This window comes from Streptococcus mitis (assembly GCF_946190155.1).
Classification (GTDB): Bacteria; Bacillota; Bacilli; order Lactobacillales; family Streptococcaceae; genus Streptococcus; species Streptococcus mitis_CL.
Map to the genome: position 1 here is coordinate 166,362 of NZ_CAMHZL010000003.1, position 17,836 is coordinate 184,197.

A 17,836-nucleotide genomic window follows, 5' to 3' on the forward strand; every position below is an offset into this window, starting at 1 on the left:
TATTTATCACTCCATCTACAAACCCATTTATTTTTCATCAGTCGATGTAATTGGAATATATTACAAATCTTTATTCGAGAGCTGACTTGCAAAATAGTTTTCATAGTATCTTGCACCATCTACATACTCTAAATCTTGTAAGATTGTAATGCCTCTTTGGATTTTTTCAAGCCCCTTATTTTCTACTTTAAAAATAGTATCATAATACCCTTTAGCAATCATATAAATGATTTTAAGATAAGCTTCAGATTCTGGTAAATCGCGGTTTTCAACCTGAAAGGTAAAATAGTCTGCTTTTAATTTATCCTTTTCCTCTATCGCTTTAAAGAGTCCATTAATTAAAATGGTATCAATAGCGACTTTGTTACTAGGTAAAGAGCCTAATAAATCCGTCTTTTGCAACATCTCCCTAGAATATTTAAAATAGAGGGGCAGAGGGAACAAAGTAGAAATCGTTGAAAATAGTTCTAATTCATAATTTCCCCAGATATCAATAGTAAAAAAATAGTCATAGAGAAAAGTCAGTTCTTCATCCGTTGCTCTTATTTCTGAATCAAAAAACACAAGAAGGCTTTTGATACGAATCATTTGTAAGAGATAGCTCTTTTCACCACTTAATCTATACTTTTGAGTCGTCTCTTCATACAAGGAGTGGAGAGAATCAATCCCTTCTCTGTCATATAAATCCCAAAGATTTTCTTGAAAAGCCAGGACCTTTTTCTGAGAAAAACCACGTACCAAGTACATAAATTCATTCAAATCAGAGTGGATGTTATCTAAGGCAGTAATCAATTTCATAGAGGATAAATCTGCTTCTCCACGCTCAAATTTGCTCAGCATGGAATAAGTAAACTCTCCTCCCGTCGCCTCCTGTAGAGATACATTCCGGCTCTTTCTCAATTCTTTAAAAACTTCTCCCAGATTTTGCATATTGACTCCCCACAATTCTTAACTCTCTAACTCATAAAAGTAACGGTTGATAGCAACCAGTACAGAGAATTTTAAGTCTTGACTATAACGACAACTCCTATGAATAATGTACAGATTGCCTAGTTCTTTTTATTTATGACTCAATTTATTGGTCAGGAAATCTCCCAAGAATTGGATTGCAAAGATAATCAAAATGATAATGATGGTTGCCAAGATGGTCACATCGTGATTGTAGCGGTTAAATCCATAAGCGATGGCTACGTTACCGATACCACCAGCTCCAACCGCACCAGCCATAGCTGTTTCACCAACAAGGGAAATCAAGGTCACAGTCGTCACACGGATCAAATCTGGCAGACCTTCTGATAGATAAACACCTACGATGTCCCAGAAGGTCGCTCCGCTAGCTTGAGCCGCCTCAATGACACCGCCATCCAGTTCAGCCAAGACAACCTGCACCTGACGGGCAAAGAAGGCAAAGACCGCAAAAGATAGGGGTACAATAGCCGCATTTGGCCCGATACTTGTCCCTACGATTAGATGAGAGAAGGGTGACAAGACTGCCAAGAGAATGATGAAAGGAACCGCACGAAAAATTGAGGTAATTTTGTCTAAAATCCAGAAGACGACCTTATTTTCCAAGACACCACCTGGCGCTGTCAAGACAAGGAAGAGCCCTGCAACAAGCCCCAAGAAACCTCCGATGATGAAAGAAAGAACTGTCATATAAAGGGTTAGGTAGATGGCTGTTCCCCAGCCTGCTTGACCAGCCCAGCCCATTTTATAAACATTTGGTAAATAGGTTTGAATCAATGATTCCATCTTACTGTCCTCCCTTCAATACTTTTAGTTGTACGCCTGCTTGACGAATGGCTTCTTGGGCATCTGCCAACGCTGCTTTTTCACCTGACAAGACCACCACCAATTCTCCAACAGGAGTGCCATCGAGGATTTCGATATTTCCATAGAGGATATTAGCCGTTACTTGGTAATGCTTGTACAATTCATTCAAAAGTGGCTCGTCTGTTGAAGCCCCTGCATACTTGAGTTGCACCAAAAGGCTGTTTTCAGACAGATGTTGCACGATTTCTTGCTTCTCAATCTTGACCATGGCTTCGTCAATACCTGTAGCTGTTGAGATAAAATCTTGGGTCAAGGGTTGTTTAGGGTTTGAGAAGATTTCAAGGACGCTGCCCTCTTCAATCAAATTCCCATCCTGCATAACTGCTACACGATTGGCGATATCTTTGACAATCTGCATTTCATGCGTAATCAAGACAACCGTCAAGCCTAATTTTTGGTTCAAATCTTGCAACAAGGCCAAAATCTGCTTGGTTGTCTTAGGGTCAAGGGCAGAAGTGGACTCGTCTGAAATCAAGATTTTTGGATCATTTGCCAAGGCACGCGCAATGGCCACACGCTGTTTTTGCCCTCCAGATAGCTGTGAAGGGTAGTTTTCAGCACGGTCCGCCAAGCCAACCAAGTCCAACAACTTAGCTACTTTAGCTTTCTTTTCTTCCTTACTAAGTCCAGAGTGTTTAAGGGCAAAGGCTACGTTCTCCTCTGCTGTCTTTTGACTCATCAGGTTAAAGTGCTGGAAAATCATTCCGATATCTTGACGTTTACGACGCAACTGCTCGGCTGTCAATGTCACCTTGCCATCAAAAATCACATCGTCGTCAATGGTGATTTTACCTGCAGATGGCTTTTGCAAGAGATTAATCACCCGTACAAGGGTTGATTTCCCTGCTCCAGAATATCCAACGATTCCGTAGATATCCCCTTCTTGGATGTGAATGGTCACATCCTTGACCGCTGTGATGGTTCTCTTCTTTTGGTGAAAAGTCACATCAATCTGATCTAACTTGATAATATCTCTACTCATAGCTTCTAATCAGCTCCTCTACTAATTCAATATGGGTGTAATAATCGGCGATTCGCACATTTTCATCTCCACCGTGGTCTCGGCTATTGGCATTTCCTAGACCGAAGGCCACCATTGGCACCTCCAGGGCATCAAAGACCGTATGCATAGGCCCTGTCCCAGCTGTCGTCGGCAAGACCGAAACGCCCTGTGGATAGAATTTCGTGGCCAACTCGATTACATTGAGAATGGCTGGCGCGCTCATATCGCTTCGATAGCTCATCTCTCCCAAGGTATAGTATAATTCTACCTTATCAAAGCCATTTTTGTCTAGCTGTTTCCGAATTTTTTCCAGAACATCATGCGGTTCTAGGCCAGGAACCAAACGAACCTCTAGCTTAGCACTGGCTTCTGCAGGTAATATCGTTTTGACTCCTTGTCCTTGATAACCTGACTGAATCCCTTCGATATTAAGGGCTGGCTCGAAAAAGAAACGTTTTAGGAAGGCTGCGCGATCCTCTTGTAAGAGAGGCAATTCCAAACCATAAATCTGGCTGATTTCCCCAGGATTTCGTTGAGCGTAGGTATCCACCAAGGACAATTCCCGTTCATTTGGCTCTTGTACTTCTTCATACAAGCCTTCAACCAAGATACGTCCATCTGCCGCACGAAGAGACTGTAAGGCTTGAAGGAGGTACCAAGGAGCTGATTCCACAACCCCACCATAACTAGAATGGATATCCACATCAGCGCTTTTTACCTTGGCATCAAAGGTCACAATCCCCTTGTTTCCACCAGAAATTTCTAACTGCTCCAAGGCATTTTTGGTCCCTTGTTCCCAGACCAACAAATCCGCCCCACGGAGTTTGTCTGCATGTTTTTCCAGATACTTATCTAGGTCTGTCGAAGCGGATTCCTCCGCACCCTCCATGATAAAACTAATATTGACAGGCAGGTCATCATGATGCTGCATGTATTTTCTCAAAGCACTCAAACGAGCTGTGATATGACCCTTGTCGTCATCAACCCCACGCCCATACATAAAACCATTACGGACCGAAAGAGTAAAAGGATCCTCTGTCCATACCTGATCCCCATCCGCTGGCACAGTGTCATAGTGGTTATAGAAAATCAAAGTTTTGGCATCTGGACGCGAACTCTTGAAATGCGCCATGACAAAGGGAGCCGTATAAGTCTCATCAATCTCCACTTCAGCCCCAACACGTTTGAAAATTTCACCCAGATAATTTGCGACTTCCTTAAGTCCAACCTGCTGGGCAAAGACCGATTTCTTAGAAATCAAGGTACGCAAAACCTCAAAATAATGCTGGGCTACATGATCCTTTTCAAATTTTTCAATTTGTTCTTGTTCACTAGGAAAAACCATATTCTCTCTACCTTTCTATGAACTACTCTTCCTGACAATCCATGCTCTATACAAAAGCAAGAGGTGGAATTTTCTCTCCCACCTCCCTGTTTCTTATTACCAAACTGGTTGATCCAAACCGTCTGATGTTTCTTCGATAACTTTTTTCACTTCATCTGTATGGTAAGCTGCAACAACTTTCTTGATAGCATCAGCCTTAGGTGATGTTTCCCAATCTTTTTTCGCAACAATGATGTTGTACCATTGTTTTGAATTTTCATCAGCTTGTTCTTTGAAAAGTGCTTTCTTGTAGTCCAATTTTGCTTCTGTAACGAAGGTATTGTTTACAACAGCAGCGTCAACTGATGACAATGAACGAGCTGTTTGGCTAGCGTCCAATTCAGTGATTTTCAAGTTCTTTGGATTTTCTTTGATGTTAGCAACTGTTGCAAGAGCAGTTCCTGAAACGTCCAATTTAATCAAGCCAGCTGATTGAAGCAAGTAAAGCGCACGGCTTTCGTTTGTAGCGTCGTTTGGTACAGCGATTTCTCCGTTTGCTGGGATGTCTTCTACTTTAGTGTACTTGTTGTCACTTCCATTCAAACCTGAGTAAAGACGGATTGGAGAGATATAAGTATCAGCAATCGCTACAAGGTCTTTTCCGTTTTCTTTGTTCCAGTTATTCAAGAAGTTATAGTGTTGGAAAGCGTTCAAATCTACTTCGCCATCAGCAGTTGCCTTGTTTGGTTGTGAGTAGTCTGTGAACTCTGTAAATTCCAAAGTGATACCGTCTTTTTTAACTAATTCTTGGATTTTGTCCCAACGTTTTTCTTCAGAACCGCTACGGTTAACCGTTGCGATTTTGATAGTTGTTGCATTGTCTGCTTTCTTTTCTGAGTTTCCGCAAGCTGCAAGAGCCAAACCTGCGACTGTAGCAAGGGCTGCTACACCAAGCCATTTTTTGATTTTCATGATTCTTTCTCCTTAAAAATAATACCGTACTAGTATCTCACAATTTGTTTGATTTCACAAATTGTTATTAGATAGCCAGATATATAGTTTAAAACTATAACCCTAAAAATTGAGAAATCACCCAACTTACTCAGAATGGATGATTTCAAGAAATTATTTAATATCAGCTTCTGCTGGTAGATAAGTGTCTCCGAAGAATTGTTTAGACAATTTTTCAAGAGTTCCGTCTTTGTAGAGTTCTTGGATACGTTTGTCTACAAATGTTTTCAACTCATCTTGACCTTTAGCAAGAAGTGGGTAAACATAAGGTTGTTGGTCGCTTGGAAGTTCGATCACTTTCAAGTTGTCCAAACCTTGGTCCTTGATGACTGTTTCAACACCGATTTTATCAAAAATCTTGTAGTCAAACTGGCCATCGCTCAAGCGTCCCATGATTTGTTGGAAGTCTGCTTTAGTATACTTTAGGACAGTTGGATTATCTGCGTGTTGTTTGTTGTAGTCTTCTAGCTGTTTAGCAGAAGTTGTCCCTTGAACAACTTCTGTTGATTTTCCACCGATATCATCAAGCGATTTGATGCTAGGGTCATCTTTTTTCACTACAAGAACGTTAGGGTTTTTAGCAGTTGGAGCTGCATAAAGGTATTTTTCAGCACGTTCTTTAGTGTAGCTGATGTTGCTAACAGCCATATTGTAACGGTCGGCATCAAGTCCTGCAAAGACTCCTGACCACTCTGTCTTCTCAAACTTGACATCATACTTGTCAGAGTCTTTAAAGATAGCGCGAACCACTTCAATTTCGTAACCAGTCAATTCGCCATTTTCTTCATAGTTGAATGGTTTTGGTGTAGCATTAGTTGCAACGATAATTTCTTTCTTGCTAGTTGCTTCTCCTTCTTTCTTAGCACCACCTGAGCAAGCTGCTAGAACACCTGCAGCAACAAGCCCTAGGGCAGCAAGAGATGAGTATTTAACGATTTTTTTCATATCATTTCCTCCAAAATAGAATACCTTATAATTTTAACAGAAAAAGAGAATTTACGCCATTATATGATATCTATCTCTGTGATAGGTTTTCTTTATGGCTGATTTATACTCAATGAAAATCAAAGAGCAAACTAGGAAGCTAGCCGCAAGCTGTACTTGAGTACGGTAAGGCGACGCTGACGTGGTTTGAATTTGATTTTCGAAGAGTATTAAAAGACCAAACGCAAGACTGCAATTAAGACCACTCCAAAGAGAACTGTTCCGACAAGATTGCGGTAGCGAAAGGCTACCCAAGCTGTTGGAAAGACTGCTAAGAAGTCCAGCCATTTGATTTGAGGAAGGCTGCCAATCTTACCTGTCACTACGCTTGAAAGAATCAAGGCGAAGATAATAGAAACGGGCAAGAACTTCAAAAAACGCTCAACGATAGCAGGCAAGCCCTTATACTTGACCAAGATGAAAGGAATCATACGGGGAATCCACGTCACCAAGCCAGAGAAAATAACTGCTAATAAAAGATACTTACTGACCATCTAAAACCACCCCCATGCTACAACCAAGTAGCGTCGCAAACAGAACAGCTAGCGACTGAGACACCACTGTCAAGAGTAAAAAGAAGGACACCGCAACAACTGCTAGAATAATAAGCAGATTGCGGACAGGAATCCGTCTTTGCATAATCTGGAATTGCGAAGCAAAAATTCCAATGAACATCCCAACTAGGGCAAAATCCAAGCCAAAGATTTCTGGATTTGGCAACAGACCACCCAGAGCCGTTCCGACAACTGTTCCCACAAACCAAGCCACATAGCTGTTGAGATTGTTTCCGTGCATCCACATAGGATTGACCTTGTCTGTATGGGCCAATTCACCCATCAAAACGCCGTAAGTCTCATCCGTTAAGAGGCTAGACATACCGATATTTTGCCAGAGACTGGTATGACGGAAATAAGTCGATGCGTGCAAGCTCAACAAAAAGAGACGCAAATTGATCAAAAAAACCGTCATAGCAATAGCCGCTACAGGTGCTTGAACCGCAATCAGTGCCAACATGGCAAACTGGGCGCTCCCAGCATAAACAAAGAGGCTCATCAAGCCCATCTCAACAGGTGTCACATAGGGCGCACCGATAATCCCACAGGCAAGGCCAATACTGACATAACCGAGAGCCGTTGGCATGGCTGCCTGCGCCCCCTCCCAAAATCCTTTTTCTTTCATCTTTCTCCTCATATTGTCTTAATAATACTCAATGAAAATCAAAGAGCAAACTAGGAAGCTAGCCGCAGGTTGCTCAAAACATTGTTTTGAGGTTGCAGATAGAAGCTAACGCGGTTTGAAGAGATTTTCGAAGAGTATAAGTAGGCTGAAAAGGCTCCAGCCATAGCATGGACTATTATAACACATTCAGGAAAGAGAAAAAAGTCTGCTGATTGTAATCAGACAGACTCTATTTTATTCCATCGTATCAAAAGCGAGACTTGGTTTAGCATTGAGGTCCAAGCCTGCGAAGTTTTCTTTGTTCCACTCGCTGACGCTGGCATAGGCAATCATTCCTGCATTGTCTCCGCAGAGGCGCAGGGGTGGAATGATGACCTTGACATCTGTGATTTCAGTTGCTAGGCGTTCTCTGAGGCCTTTATTGGCTGCCACGCCACCTGCCACAACCAGGGTTTTAACAGGATATTTCTCCAAAGCCTTCTTGGTTTTTGCCATGAGAATATCCATGACTGCTGCTTGGAAGGAAGTACACAAATCCTCTGTAGACAAGCTTTCTCCCTTTTGCTTGGCATTGTGGTGAAGGTTGATAAAGGCAGATTTCAAACCTGAGAATGAAAACTCCAGATTATCCTCCTTAATCATGGCACGGGGAAAATCATAAATATCCTGTCCCCGATGAGCTAGCTCATCAATCTCACGACCTGCAGGATAGGTCAAGCCCATGACACGGCCGACCTTATCATAGGCCTCACCAACCGCGTCATCTCGCGTTTCCCCAACAATCTTGTAGTCACCAGCCTCCGAAACATAAACCAACTCTGTGTGTCCACCGCTGACCAAGAGGGCTAGCAAGGGAAACTCCAAAAGCTCTACACTTTGAGCTGCCATGAGGTGACCAGCCATGTGGTTAACAGGGATAAGTGGAAGTCCATGTGCCCAAGCAAAGGCCTTAGCAGCTGACAAGCCAACTAGCAAGGCTCCGACCAAGCCTGGTCCATAGGTAACCGCAACAGCTGTCACGTCCTCTTCCGTAATCCCTGCTTCTGCCAGTGCCTCCTCGATACAGGCTGTAATGACCTCGACATGGTGACGACTGGCTACTTCTGGCACTACGCCCCCGAAACGTTTGTGACTCTCAATTTGACTAGCAATGACATTGGACAAGAGCTCATCGTCGTTTTTCAAGACGGCAACACTAGTCTCATCACAGGATGTCTCAAATGCTAAAATATATCTATCCTTCATCTATTTCTCTCTTCATGATGATGGCGTCCTCGACTGGATCATGGTAGTAGGCCTTTCGCTCAGCGATGACTGCCATCTTTTCTTTCTTGTAAAATGCTTGCGCTCGTTGATTTGACTTTCTGACTTCGAGGAAAATCTCCTTATCTGTCGGCAATTGAGCAAACAAGGCTGACGCAATTCCCTGACCCTGATAATCTCCTTTAACAGCGATTTGCAAGACTTCTGCCTCAAAGATATTTTCCTGCACAGCTAGAAATCCAATCACTTCTGCCCCATCATAAGCCAGAGCATACCAAGTCTGGTCTTGAGCCAGGTTTGCTTGGATTTGCTCCAGCGTCCAAGGACTGACTGGGTAAACAACTGCCATCACAGCGTAGATGGCTTGAGCCAAGTCAATCTGCTGTTGGATTCGTTTAATCTCTATCATAGGCGTTTAATGTAAGACTCTCCAGACTCGGTATGGTTCTTGAGCCAGTTTTCCTCAGCCTCGACTCGTTTGAGGTAATTCGGCACAAAATCATGCAAGGAGTCTGCTTCCTTGTCCCAGGCCAAAAGAGCAAGATTGGCTGCATTAGGCAAGGTTTCTTTGTAATTAGTCCTTGGCAAGTGTTCTTGAATCTGCTCCACAAAGGGGCCGACTTCTCCGACAAAGGTAACCTGACTAGCACCCTTAACTTTTTCTAACACCTCTTCAAAAGATAGGTGCGCTTCCGGCATGACAGGTTTAGCATTTTCATAAAATCCTGCATAAACATTGTTGCGACGAGCATCCATCAAGGGGATAAACAAACCTTCTTGTTGGTAGGGCACCAGCGCCAAGAGGCTCGACATACCAACTAACTCAATGTTCAGTGTATGAGCCAAAGTCTTGGCAGTTGCTACCGCAATTCGCAAACCTGTGTAGCTACCTGGCCCTTCCGCCACAACGATTCTATCCAAATCCTTGGGCGTCCAGTTCACACTTGCCATCAAAAAATCGATGGCAGGCATGAGGGTAATACTGTGATTTTTCTTAATATTAATCGTCGTCTCGGCAAGAACCTGCTTGTCCTCTAAAATAGCGAGAGAAAGAGCCTTGCTAGACGTATCAAAAGCTAATACTTTCATAACACATTCCTATCTTTTTGTCTGCTTACTATTATACTACAAAAGCTGGCACATGGGAATTTTCTTTATCCCCAAACAAAAATGCCCCAGCATGAGCAGGGCATCTAAGCATTTAATCCAAAGTAGAAAACGAGCCAGACAACATAGGTTACAAGGAGGATAAAAATTGAATAGAGCGTCACAAAAGCAAGCTTCCAAAGGAATTTTTTTTGCGGTGTCCCAGATGTACAAACAGAGCATTCCCCCATAGATACAGGCTACAAAGACTATAAACACCAAGAGGCGAACCCTATCGCAAATTCAAACAAACTAAACATTCTTAATCCTCCTTTTGGTATTCCTATTTTTATATAAACTGTTGACTATGTTGGTCTATCAATGTTAAAATGTAATTCAACACTGGTAGGAAAATCAGGTTGAGTCTTTGACTCTTCGGGTTGCAGTGCTATCCCTGAAACTTTGGTTTCTAAAGAACTGGAATTGCGATTGAACAATTCGCCCCCAGTGTTAGATGGCTCTTGACTTCGGTCAGGAGCTTTTTGATACTTTTAAAGTTGATTCCCTCAGTAAGTTATAGTAAAATATAAATATTGAGAGGATAACGTAGGGCGACTGGTAACAGAGCGTTCAAAGGTACCAACTTCTGGTACGGGTGTGGGACTGCCTTCAGCTTTGAGCTGTAAAGACCCCTGACTACCATTGGTCCTCTCTTTTTGCTTACTCTTAAATTAAGTGCTTGTCTTTGCCTTTTAGTAAGCACTCCACTCCATCTTGCTATTTCTACATCGTTATACTTATAGATTGACTTCTTAGCCTCATAGATGATAGAATTAAGTAAAGGCTGAGATCGAGTTTGATTTGGTGACAAGTCATTCAAAGGTTGCGATGCATTCGCTTCAGGTAGAGGTGCTGCCACCTGGACTGCTCCAGGAAAATCCCCGAGTTTTGTCTCAGCTTTTTTATTTGCTCTCGAGATTTCTCAAGAGCTTTTTCTTTTTTCAAAGATACCATTCTGTCCCAACCATCTACACCAACGATTAATGAAACTAGAACTATATTCTCCCTTAAATCTACTATCTCTTTAGATTTCCCCTTTAATTATAACACCTAAGCGCTCTCCGAACGAATCCTATCTATCTTTTGCTCCCTCTTCCCCTCACGACTTTCTCGTTTCCGTCTTTTACTAATTTTTCATTTTGTGGTATAATTGAAATAATTGTAACGAATCAAGGTCAATCTAGACACAAAATGGAATGAAATCAAGCAAATCTATGCTAAAAGTTTGGAATAAGCTGACCTGTAAATAGAAAGGAACTATATGATTTACAAAGTTTTTTATCAAGAAACAAAAGAACGTAGCCCACGTCGTGAAACTACACGCGCACTTTACCTAGACATCGATGCTAACTCAGAACTTGAGGGCCGTATCGCTGCTCGCCAACTTGTCGAAGAAAATCGCCCAGAGTACAATATCGAGTATATCGAACTCTTGTCTGACAAATTGCTAGATTACGAAAAAGAAACTGGCGCCTTCGAAATCACGGAGTTCTAATATGGCCTATACTCTTAAACCTGAAGAAGTTGGCGTTTTTGCCATCGGTGGTCTGGGAGAAATCGGGAAAAACACATACGGAATTGAATACCAAGACGAGATTATCATCGTAGATGCTGGGATTAAATTCCCAGAAGATGATTTGCTGGGTATCGACTACGTCATTCCTGATTACTCATACATCGTGGACAATATCGACCGCGTCAAGGCTGTTTTGATCACACACGGACACGAGGACCACATCGGTGGGATTCCATTCCTGCTCAAGCAAGCAAATGTCCCTATCTACGCTGGACCACTTGCCTTGGCTTTAATCCGTGGAAAACTCGAAGAACACGGCCTCTTGCGCAACGCCAAACTTTACGAAATCAACCATAATACTGAGTTGACCTTTAAAAATCTCAAGGCAACTTTCTTTAGAACAACTCACTCTATTCCAGAGCCTTTGGGGATTGTCATTCATACTCCTCAAGGGAAAATCGTCTGTACGGGTGACTTTAAGTTTGACTTTACTCCAGTTGGAGAACCTGCGGACTTGCACCGTATGGCTGCCCTTGGCGAAGAAGGCGTGCTCTGTCTCCTGTCTGACTCAACAAATGCAGAAGTGCCAACCTTTACCAACTCTGAAAAAGTCGTTGGTCAGTCCATCATGAAGATTATCCAAGGCATAGAGGGACGTATCATCTTTGCATCCTTTGCCTCAAATATCTTCCGTCTCCAGCAAGCAACAGAAGCTGCTGTTAAGACTGGACGCAAGATTGCGGTCTTTGGTCGTTCGATGGAAAAGGCCATTGTCAACGGAATCGACCTTGGCTACATCAAAGCTCCTAAGGGAACCTTTATCGAGCCAAATGAAATCAAAGATTATCCTGCAGGAGAAGTTCTCATCCTCTGTACAGGTAGTCAGGGTGAACCGATGGCGGCCCTCTCTCGTATCGCCAACGGAACCCACCGTCAGGTACAACTCCAACCAGGCGATACCGTCATCTTCTCTTCTAGCCCAATCCCTGGAAACACTACTAGCGTCAACAAGCTGATCAACATCATTTCTGAAGCTGGTGTCGAAGTTATCCACGGTAAGGTTAACAATATCCATACCTCTGGACACGGTGGCCAGCAAGAGCAAAAACTTATGCTCCGCTTGATTAAGCCAAAATACTTCATGCCTGTTCACGGTGAATACCGCATGCAAAAAGTCCACGCTGGACTAGCGGTAGATACTGGTGTTGAGAAGGACAATATCTTTATCATGAGCAATGGTGATGTGCTTGCCCTTACTGCTGACTCAGCTCGTATTGCAGGCCATTTCAACGCCCAAGATATCTATGTAGATGGAAATCGTATCGGTGAAATCGGTGCTGCTGTCCTCAAGGATCGTCGTGATCTATCTGAAGACGGTGTCGTTCTGGCAGTCGCAACCGTTGACTTCAAGTCTCAGATGATTCTGTCTGGTCCAGACATACTCAGTCGAGGCTTTGTCTACATGAGAGAGTCTGGCGACTTGATTCGCCAAAGCCAGCGCATCCTCTTCAATGCTATTCGTATCGCACTGAAAAACAAGGACGCTAGCGTGCAATCAGTCAATGGTGCCATTGTCAACGCTATTCGCCCCTTCCTCTATGAAAATACAGAACGTGAGCCGATTATCATCCCTATGATCCTCACACCAGATGAAGAATAAAGCAAGAAAACAGCCCCGAAAACGGAGCTGTTTTTCTCTATGCTTTCTTTTCTTGATTTTTAGAAATACTACGATTTTTACCTTCCAGATACACCATCAAAATAGAAATATCTGCCGGGTTTACTCCCGAAATACGGCTGGCTTGGCCGATGGTTTCTGGATTGATGAGTTTGAACTTCTGACGGGCTTCGGTTGCGATAGAATCAATGTCATCCCAGTCGATATTGGCTGGAATGCGTTTTTCTTCCATGCGTTTCATCTTGGCAACCTGGTCCATGGCTTTGGAAATATAGCCTTCGTACTTGATTTCTGTTTCAATCAATTCGATAATCTTGTCATCCAAGTCCTCAGCAGCTGGTCCGATGAAGGCTATCACATCTTGATAAGAAACTTCTGGACGGCGAAGGAATTCCTTGGCTGTCACTGCATCTGTCAACGGCTTGAAGCCCATCTCCTCAACCTTAGCATTGGTTTCTTTGACTGGCTTGAGTTTGATGCTATCTAGTCGCTTCATCTCATTATCAAATTGATTTTTCTTGATTTCAAAGCGAGCCCAGCGTTCATCGTCCACAAGACCAATCTCACGTCCCATCTCAGTCAAACGCATATCGGCATTGTCATGACGAAGAATGAGACGGTATTCAGCACGACTGGTCAAGAGACGGTAAGGTTCAATGGTTCCCTTGGTCACCAAGTCATCAATCATGACCCCGATATAACCATCACTGCGCTTCAAAATCAACTCAGGTTTGCCTTGGACTTTCAAAGCCGCATTGATTCCAGCGATAATCCCTTGGCCAGCAGCTTCTTCATAACCTGATGTTCCATTTGTCTGACCAGCAGTGAAAAGACCTGAGATTTTCTTGGTTTCCAGAGTCGCACGCAACTGGTGAGGCAAGACCATGTCATACTCAATAGCATAACCTGTTCGCATCATCTCTGCATTTTCCAACCCCTTGATAGAATGAACCAAGTCACGCTGGACATCCTCAGGCAAACTGGTTGAGAGGCCTTGAACATAGACTTCCTCAGTATTGCGCCCTTCTGGCTCAAGGAAGAGTTGGTGGCGTTCCTTGTCCGCAAAGCGCACAATCTTGTCTTCAATCGACGGACAGTAACGAGGTCCCACTCCCTTGACCACACCTGTAAACATAGGCGCACGGTGGAGGTTATTTTGGATAATTTCATGGCTGGTACCATTGGTGTAGGTCAACCAGCATGGCACCTGATCCTTGACATAATCCTCATCACGTGAAGTATAAGAGAAGTGATTAGGCGCTTCATCTCCTGGCTGAATCTCGGTCACATCGTAGTTGATTGAAGAAGCCTTAACACGTGGAGGGGTTCCTGTCTTGAAACGACCGATTTCGAGGCCCAGTTCCTTGAGATTGTCAGCAAGGTTAATAGAAGCTAGGCTGTGGTTAGGACCTGATGAGTACTTGAGATCTCCGATGATAATTTCCCCACGGAGAGCAGTCCCTGTGGTCACGATAACAGCCTTAGCAGCATACTCTTGATGGGTCGCTGTACGCACACCGACAACCTTGCCATCTTCCACCAAAATCTCATCAATCATGGTTTGACGAAGGGTCAGATTTTCTTGATTTTCAACCGTCTTGCGCATCTCCTTAGAGTAAAGTTCCTTGTCAGCCTGCGCACGAAGGGCACGGACAGCTGGCCCCTTCCCTGTGTTGAGCATCTTCATCTGGATGTAAGTCTTGTCAATGGTTTTGGCCATCTCGCCACCGAGGGCATCAACTTCACGCACAACAATCCCTTTGGCAGAACCACCGATAGAGGGGTTACAAGGCATGAAAGCCAGCATTTCAATGTTGATGGTCGCAAGTAAAACCTTACAGCCCATACGGCTGGCAGCCAAAGAAGCCTCGACCCCAGCGTGTCCCGCACCGATTACAATAATATCGTATTCTTCAGTAAAATTATATGTCATGTTTCTCTCCTATTCCTCAAGGTGAATGTGTCTTAGTTGGCCGTCCCAATCTGGTAGGGCTGTTTTTAGAAAGGCTGGAACTAGACTGATACCCTCAAGCTTGTCTATGCCAAGCCACTCACAGGGCTGCCTTTTCTCATCTTCCTGCATGGTCAATGGGGCATCCTCAAGCAAGTCCACCAGATAATGAAACTCAACGTTGTGATAGGAAATACCGTCCTGTTCAAAACGATTTTCAACTACGAAAGCTAGCTGCCCAGCTTGAACTTTAACACCCAGTTCTTCCCTCACTTCACGGACTACCGCGTCTTCCGTTCTTTCGTTAACTTAAATGGCACCGCCAATAGTGTAATACTTGCCCTTATCTTTGGTGACTAGGAGCTTGCGATTTTGGACAATCAAGGCTGTCGCCCGAACTCCAAAAACTGTATTTCCTGTTTTTGTCCGAAAGTCTTGTTGAGTCATTTTTTCCTTTCCCTTAAACGACACAAAAACAGTCAAAACTCCAAAGAAGTGCAGGACAAAAAAGCCTGCAACATCCATGAGCTTTGACCATCATTTCTATTGCTTTTATTATTGTAGCAAATTGAGAAAATTTGTCAATCTAAATGTACTGACAAACTTGTCCATCGCGGTAAGCATTGTCAATCAAACCACCACCTAGACACTCTTCGCCATCGTAAAAGACAACTGCCTGTCCTGGTGTAATCGCGCGTTGCGGTTCCGCAAAGATGACCTCTGCCTTGTCTCCTTTGACATGGACAGTAACCTTCGAATCAGGTTGACGATAGCGGAATTTAGCCGTACATTCGAGCGTAAACTCCTCTGGCATGTCACGAGTAAAGTGGACTTGACTAGCCTCTAGGCTGGTTGACATGAGCGAGTCATGGTAGAAACCTTGACCGACATAGAGGATATTCTTGCTCAGGTCTTTTCCAACAACGAACCAAGGGGCATTGTCACCGCCGTGTTGCCCACCGATACCAAGTCCACCACGCTGACCAATCGTATAGTACATAAGACCTGCATGCTCGCCCATATCGCGACCATCTACAGTCATCATGCGACCAGGCTGAGCTGGCAGGTAGTTGCTGAGGAAGTTTTTAAAGTTCTTTTCTCCGATAAAGCAAATCCCTGTCGAGTCTTTCTTCTTAGCAGTCGCCAGGCCTGCTTCTTCTGCGAGTCTGCGAACTTCAGGCTTTTCCAAATGTCCCAATGGGAACATGGTTTTTTGAAGTTGTTCTTGCGAAAGTTGACTGAGGAAATAGGTCTGATCCTTGCCATTGTCCACGCCACGAAGCATGTGAACAGTGCCATCCTCATCACGCGCTACTCGAGCATAATGCCCAGTCGCTACATAGTCTGCTCCTAAAGTCATGGCATAGTCCAAAAAGGCCTTGAACTTGATTTCCTTGTTACACATAACGTCTGGATTTGGCGTACGTCCTGCACGGTATTCCGCTAGGAAATACTCAAAAACGCGATCCCAGTACTCTTTTTCAAAATTGACAGAGTAGTAAGGAATGCCAATCTGGTCTGCCACCGCAGCCACATCCTTATAATCTTCGGTCGCCGTACAGACGCCGTTTTCATCTGTGTCATCCCAGTTCTTCATGAAGATACCGATCACATCGTAGCCCTGCTCCTTGAGCAAGAGAGCCGTCACCGACGAATCAACACCACCACTCATCCCCACGACAACACGTGTTTTAGAGTTATCACTCATGGTAAGTCTCCCATCTATTCGTTTATTCACGATTGAAGGTCGTGTGTGCTTCACGATTGAAGGTCGCTTGAGCAGTATTCATTATAACATGCTTGGTTGGAGAAGACAAGAAAGAGGCTGATAATCTGACATTCTATTTGATAGAAACAGAAATATAATTACAAAAAGGGCAATGAACAGTTAAATCTCGATTCTACTTATAAACTTATTTATAAAATAAGCTAAAAATGATATACTGTAATGAGGAGGAAGTCGTACATGATCCCTTTAAGATACTACCATCCATGTACGTAGTACGATTGTGAAAAACTACAAAGATATTCTAACATCAAAAAATACTATTTTTACTATCATTATTGTTGTAGGTCTTGGACTTTTAATAGGTTTAGTCATTCATCAAGAACATATCCAAGCAGAGAGAGGGAACATCGCTCTCAGCAAACAACATAAGGATGGACAAGATGTCGAACAAGTAAAAAATGCTATTAAAAACTTCAATATTGATTCTGAAACGATTATAGAGGATTGGAAAAAAATTCAAGAATTAAAGCCTACCACTGACGAAGGCAAAAAGACATTAACAGAATTTCTTACTTCTACTGCCGATAAAATCACTAATCATTATACTGAAAAAGCTTTAAAATTGGATATAAAGGAATCCGATAGCCAGTTTGAAGATAAACAAGCACTTGAAACAGCCATCACTTCCTTACAAAAAATACTAGAAATTATTAAAAGTGTCAACTCCACAAGCAAACAAGCCACTATTGATGAAAAAATAAAACCCATTCAAGAACTGATTTCTAAATTCCAAAAGCAAGTTGAAGTCTTGACCAAAAAAGAAGAAGAACAAAAGTCTAATAAAAAAGAAACAGAAACGACTAGTAACGTTGAGGGAAGAGAAAGCTATTCTTCAGAAGGAGGTAGCTACACTCCAAGCTATACTGAGTCAAATGGGAACAGATATAATTCACAAGCACCTGTAAGCGAGCAATATTCATCTGATAGTGCTAGAAGCGGGGGAAACACTGCTGTCAATACACGAGATCAAGCTACTGATACTGCAGGAACCCAAGGAGATACGAATACCAATAATAATAGTAATAATGCCGAGGTTCGCGATACTAACAGTAATAATCGCACTAATTCAGCTGGAGAAACTCCAGAATCTCGTCAGCCGTAAGCAATCTGTTATTACTACTATTTAAAAATTGTCTTTTGTCAAATAAAAGCACACAAA

The 17,836-nt window shown here is 43.1% G+C and carries 16 protein-coding genes and 1 pseudogene; 3 read left to right on the top strand and 14 right to left on the bottom strand.

Annotated features, from left to right (window positions below; translation table 11 throughout):
* Positions 1–60: 60 nt before the first annotated feature.
* The 11 genes from N8O80_RS03990 to tsaB all read right to left on the bottom strand — a co-directional run bounded on the left by N8O80_RS03990 (position 61) and on the right by tsaB (position 9,686).
* Entirely contained in the window at positions 61–741 is a 681-nt protein-coding gene (locus N8O80_RS03990) for an Rgg family transcriptional regulator (protein WP_314732575.1), read from the bottom strand.
* A 318-nt stretch (positions 742–1,059) separates the two neighbouring features.
* On the bottom strand, positions 1,060–1,752 hold the full coding sequence (locus N8O80_RS03995; RefSeq protein WP_176139477.1) for a methionine ABC transporter permease: 693 nt from the start codon (positions 1,750–1,752) through the stop codon (positions 1,060–1,062).
* 1 nt (position 1,753) lies between these two features.
* Positions 1,754–2,815, bottom strand: coding sequence for a methionine ABC transporter ATP-binding protein (locus N8O80_RS04000; RefSeq protein WP_125408969.1), 1,062 nt, complete (start codon positions 2,813–2,815; stop codon positions 1,754–1,756).
* A complete protein-coding gene (locus N8O80_RS04005; protein ID WP_261026975.1) occupies positions 2,808–4,181 on the bottom strand; it encodes a M20 family metallopeptidase in 1,374 nt (457 codons plus the stop codon). Before N8O80_RS04005 ends, N8O80_RS04000 begins: the two co-directional genes overlap by 8 nt.
* A 96-nt stretch (positions 4,182–4,277) precedes the next feature.
* Positions 4,278–5,132 (bottom strand): MetQ/NlpA family ABC transporter substrate-binding protein, encoded by an 855-nt coding sequence (locus tag N8O80_RS04010; RefSeq protein ID WP_000694524.1) that lies wholly within the window; start codon positions 5,130–5,132, stop codon positions 4,278–4,280.
* Between the two features lie 153 nt (positions 5,133–5,285).
* Positions 5,286–6,116: an amino acid ABC transporter substrate-binding protein gene (locus N8O80_RS04015; RefSeq protein WP_261026976.1), complete on the bottom strand. Its 831-nt coding sequence runs from the start codon at positions 6,114–6,116 to the stop codon at positions 5,286–5,288.
* Positions 6,117–6,325: 209 nt separating this feature from the next.
* Positions 6,326–6,649 carry an AzlD domain-containing protein gene (locus N8O80_RS04020; protein WP_070480078.1) on the bottom strand — a complete coding sequence of 108 codons (324 nt, stop codon included), beginning with the start codon at positions 6,647–6,649 and terminating at the stop codon, positions 6,326–6,328.
* Positions 6,639–7,334 (bottom strand): AzlC family ABC transporter permease, encoded by a 696-nt coding sequence (locus tag N8O80_RS04025; protein WP_000659742.1) that lies wholly within the window; start codon positions 7,332–7,334, stop codon positions 6,639–6,641. Before N8O80_RS04025 ends, N8O80_RS04020 begins: the two co-directional genes overlap by 11 nt.
* A gap of 234 nt (positions 7,335–7,568) precedes the next feature.
* A complete protein-coding gene (tsaD, locus tag N8O80_RS04030) occupies positions 7,569–8,579 on the bottom strand; it encodes a tRNA (adenosine(37)-N6)-threonylcarbamoyltransferase complex transferase subunit TsaD (protein WP_261026977.1) in 1,011 nt (336 codons plus the stop codon).
* The gene (rimI, locus tag N8O80_RS04035) at positions 8,569–9,006 is read right to left on the bottom strand and encodes a ribosomal protein S18-alanine N-acetyltransferase (RefSeq protein WP_261026978.1); all 438 of its coding nucleotides are present in this window, start codon (positions 9,004–9,006) and stop codon (positions 8,569–8,571) included. The genes tsaD and rimI overlap by 11 nt, the downstream gene beginning before the upstream one ends.
* Positions 9,003–9,686, bottom strand: a complete 684-nt coding sequence (tsaB, locus tag N8O80_RS04040) for a tRNA (adenosine(37)-N6)-threonylcarbamoyltransferase complex dimerization subunit type 1 TsaB (protein WP_261026979.1) — start codon at positions 9,684–9,686, stop codon at positions 9,003–9,005. The genes rimI and tsaB overlap by 4 nt, the downstream gene beginning before the upstream one ends.
* Before the next feature lie 1,318 nt (positions 9,687–11,004).
* On the opposite strand from tsaB, the gene N8O80_RS04045 reads away from it, so the two are divergent.
* Together N8O80_RS04045 and rnjA are read left to right on the top strand one after the other, a co-directional pair.
* Positions 11,005–11,238, top strand: coding sequence for a DNA-dependent RNA polymerase subunit epsilon (locus N8O80_RS04045; RefSeq protein ID WP_000639571.1), 234 nt, complete (start codon positions 11,005–11,007; stop codon positions 11,236–11,238).
* 1 nt (position 11,239) lies between these two features.
* Positions 11,240–12,919: a ribonuclease J1 gene (gene rnjA, locus N8O80_RS04050; RefSeq protein WP_000331983.1), complete on the top strand. Its 1,680-nt coding sequence runs from the start codon at positions 11,240–11,242 to the stop codon at positions 12,917–12,919.
* A 37-nt stretch (positions 12,920–12,956) separates the two neighbouring features.
* Here rnjA and mnmG read toward each other — a convergent pair whose 3' ends face one another.
* The 3 genes and pseudogenes from mnmG to mnmA all read right to left on the bottom strand — a co-directional run bounded on the left by mnmG (position 12,957) and on the right by mnmA (position 16,596).
* The gene (gene mnmG, locus N8O80_RS04055; protein WP_261026980.1) at positions 12,957–14,870 is read right to left on the bottom strand and encodes a tRNA uridine-5-carboxymethylaminomethyl(34) synthesis enzyme MnmG; all 1,914 of its coding nucleotides are present in this window, start codon (positions 14,868–14,870) and stop codon (positions 12,957–12,959) included.
* A 9-nt stretch (positions 14,871–14,879) separates the two neighbouring features.
* Positions 14,880–15,335, bottom strand: a pseudogene (locus N8O80_RS04060) (NUDIX hydrolase).
* A 139-nt stretch (positions 15,336–15,474) separates the two neighbouring features.
* Positions 15,475–16,596, bottom strand: a complete 1,122-nt coding sequence (gene mnmA / locus N8O80_RS04065) for a tRNA 2-thiouridine(34) synthase MnmA (protein ID WP_001282953.1) — start codon at positions 16,594–16,596, stop codon at positions 15,475–15,477.
* A gap of 301 nt (positions 16,597–16,897) precedes the next feature.
* Here mnmA and N8O80_RS04070 point away from each other — a divergent pair, with 301 nt between their 5' ends.
* The gene (locus N8O80_RS04070) at positions 16,898–17,779 is read left to right on the top strand and encodes a hypothetical protein (protein ID WP_261026982.1); all 882 of its coding nucleotides are present in this window, start codon (positions 16,898–16,900) and stop codon (positions 17,777–17,779) included.
* The last annotated feature ends 57 nt before the right edge of the window (positions 17,780–17,836 follow it).

Bases quoted from the DNA above. Each gene is read 5' to 3' on its own strand.
- N8O80_RS03995 (WP_176139477.1), bottom strand. From the start codon at position 1,752: ATGGAATCATTGATTCAAACCTATTTACCAAATGTTTATAAAATGGGC.
- N8O80_RS04000 (WP_125408969.1), bottom strand. From the start codon at position 2,815: ATGAGTAGAGATATTATCAAGTTAGATCAGATTGATGTGACTTTTCAC.
- N8O80_RS04005 (WP_261026975.1), bottom strand. From the start codon at position 4,181: ATGGTTTTTCCTAGTGAACAAGAACAAATTGAAAAATTTGAAAAGGAT.
- N8O80_RS04010 (WP_000694524.1), bottom strand. From the start codon at position 5,132: ATGAAAATCAAAAAATGGCTTGGTGTAGCAGCCCTTGCTACAGTCGCA.
- N8O80_RS04015 (WP_261026976.1), bottom strand. From the start codon at position 6,116: ATGAAAAAAATCGTTAAATACTCATCTCTTGCTGCCCTAGGGCTTGTT.
- N8O80_RS04020 (WP_070480078.1), bottom strand. From the start codon at position 6,649: ATGGTCAGTAAGTATCTTTTATTAGCAGTTATTTTCTCTGGCTTGGTG.
- N8O80_RS04025 (WP_000659742.1), bottom strand. From the start codon at position 7,334: ATGAAAGAAAAAGGATTTTGGGAGGGGGCGCAGGCAGCCATGCCAACG.
- tsaD (WP_261026977.1), bottom strand. From the start codon at position 8,579: ATGAAGGATAGATATATTTTAGCATTTGAGACATCCTGTGATGAGACT.
- rimI (WP_261026978.1), bottom strand. From the start codon at position 9,006: ATGATAGAGATTAAACGAATCCAACAGCAGATTGACTTGGCTCAAGCC.
- tsaB (WP_261026979.1), bottom strand. From the start codon at position 9,686: ATGAAAGTATTAGCTTTTGATACGTCTAGCAAGGCTCTTTCTCTCGCT.
- N8O80_RS04045 (WP_000639571.1), top strand. From the start codon at position 11,005: ATGATTTACAAAGTTTTTTATCAAGAAACAAAAGAACGTAGCCCACGT.
- rnjA (WP_000331983.1), top strand. From the start codon at position 11,240: ATGGCCTATACTCTTAAACCTGAAGAAGTTGGCGTTTTTGCCATCGGT.
- mnmG (WP_261026980.1), bottom strand. From the start codon at position 14,870: ATGACATATAATTTTACTGAAGAATACGATATTATTGTAATCGGTGCG.
- mnmA (WP_001282953.1), bottom strand. From the start codon at position 16,596: ATGAGTGATAACTCTAAAACACGTGTTGTCGTGGGGATGAGTGGTGGT.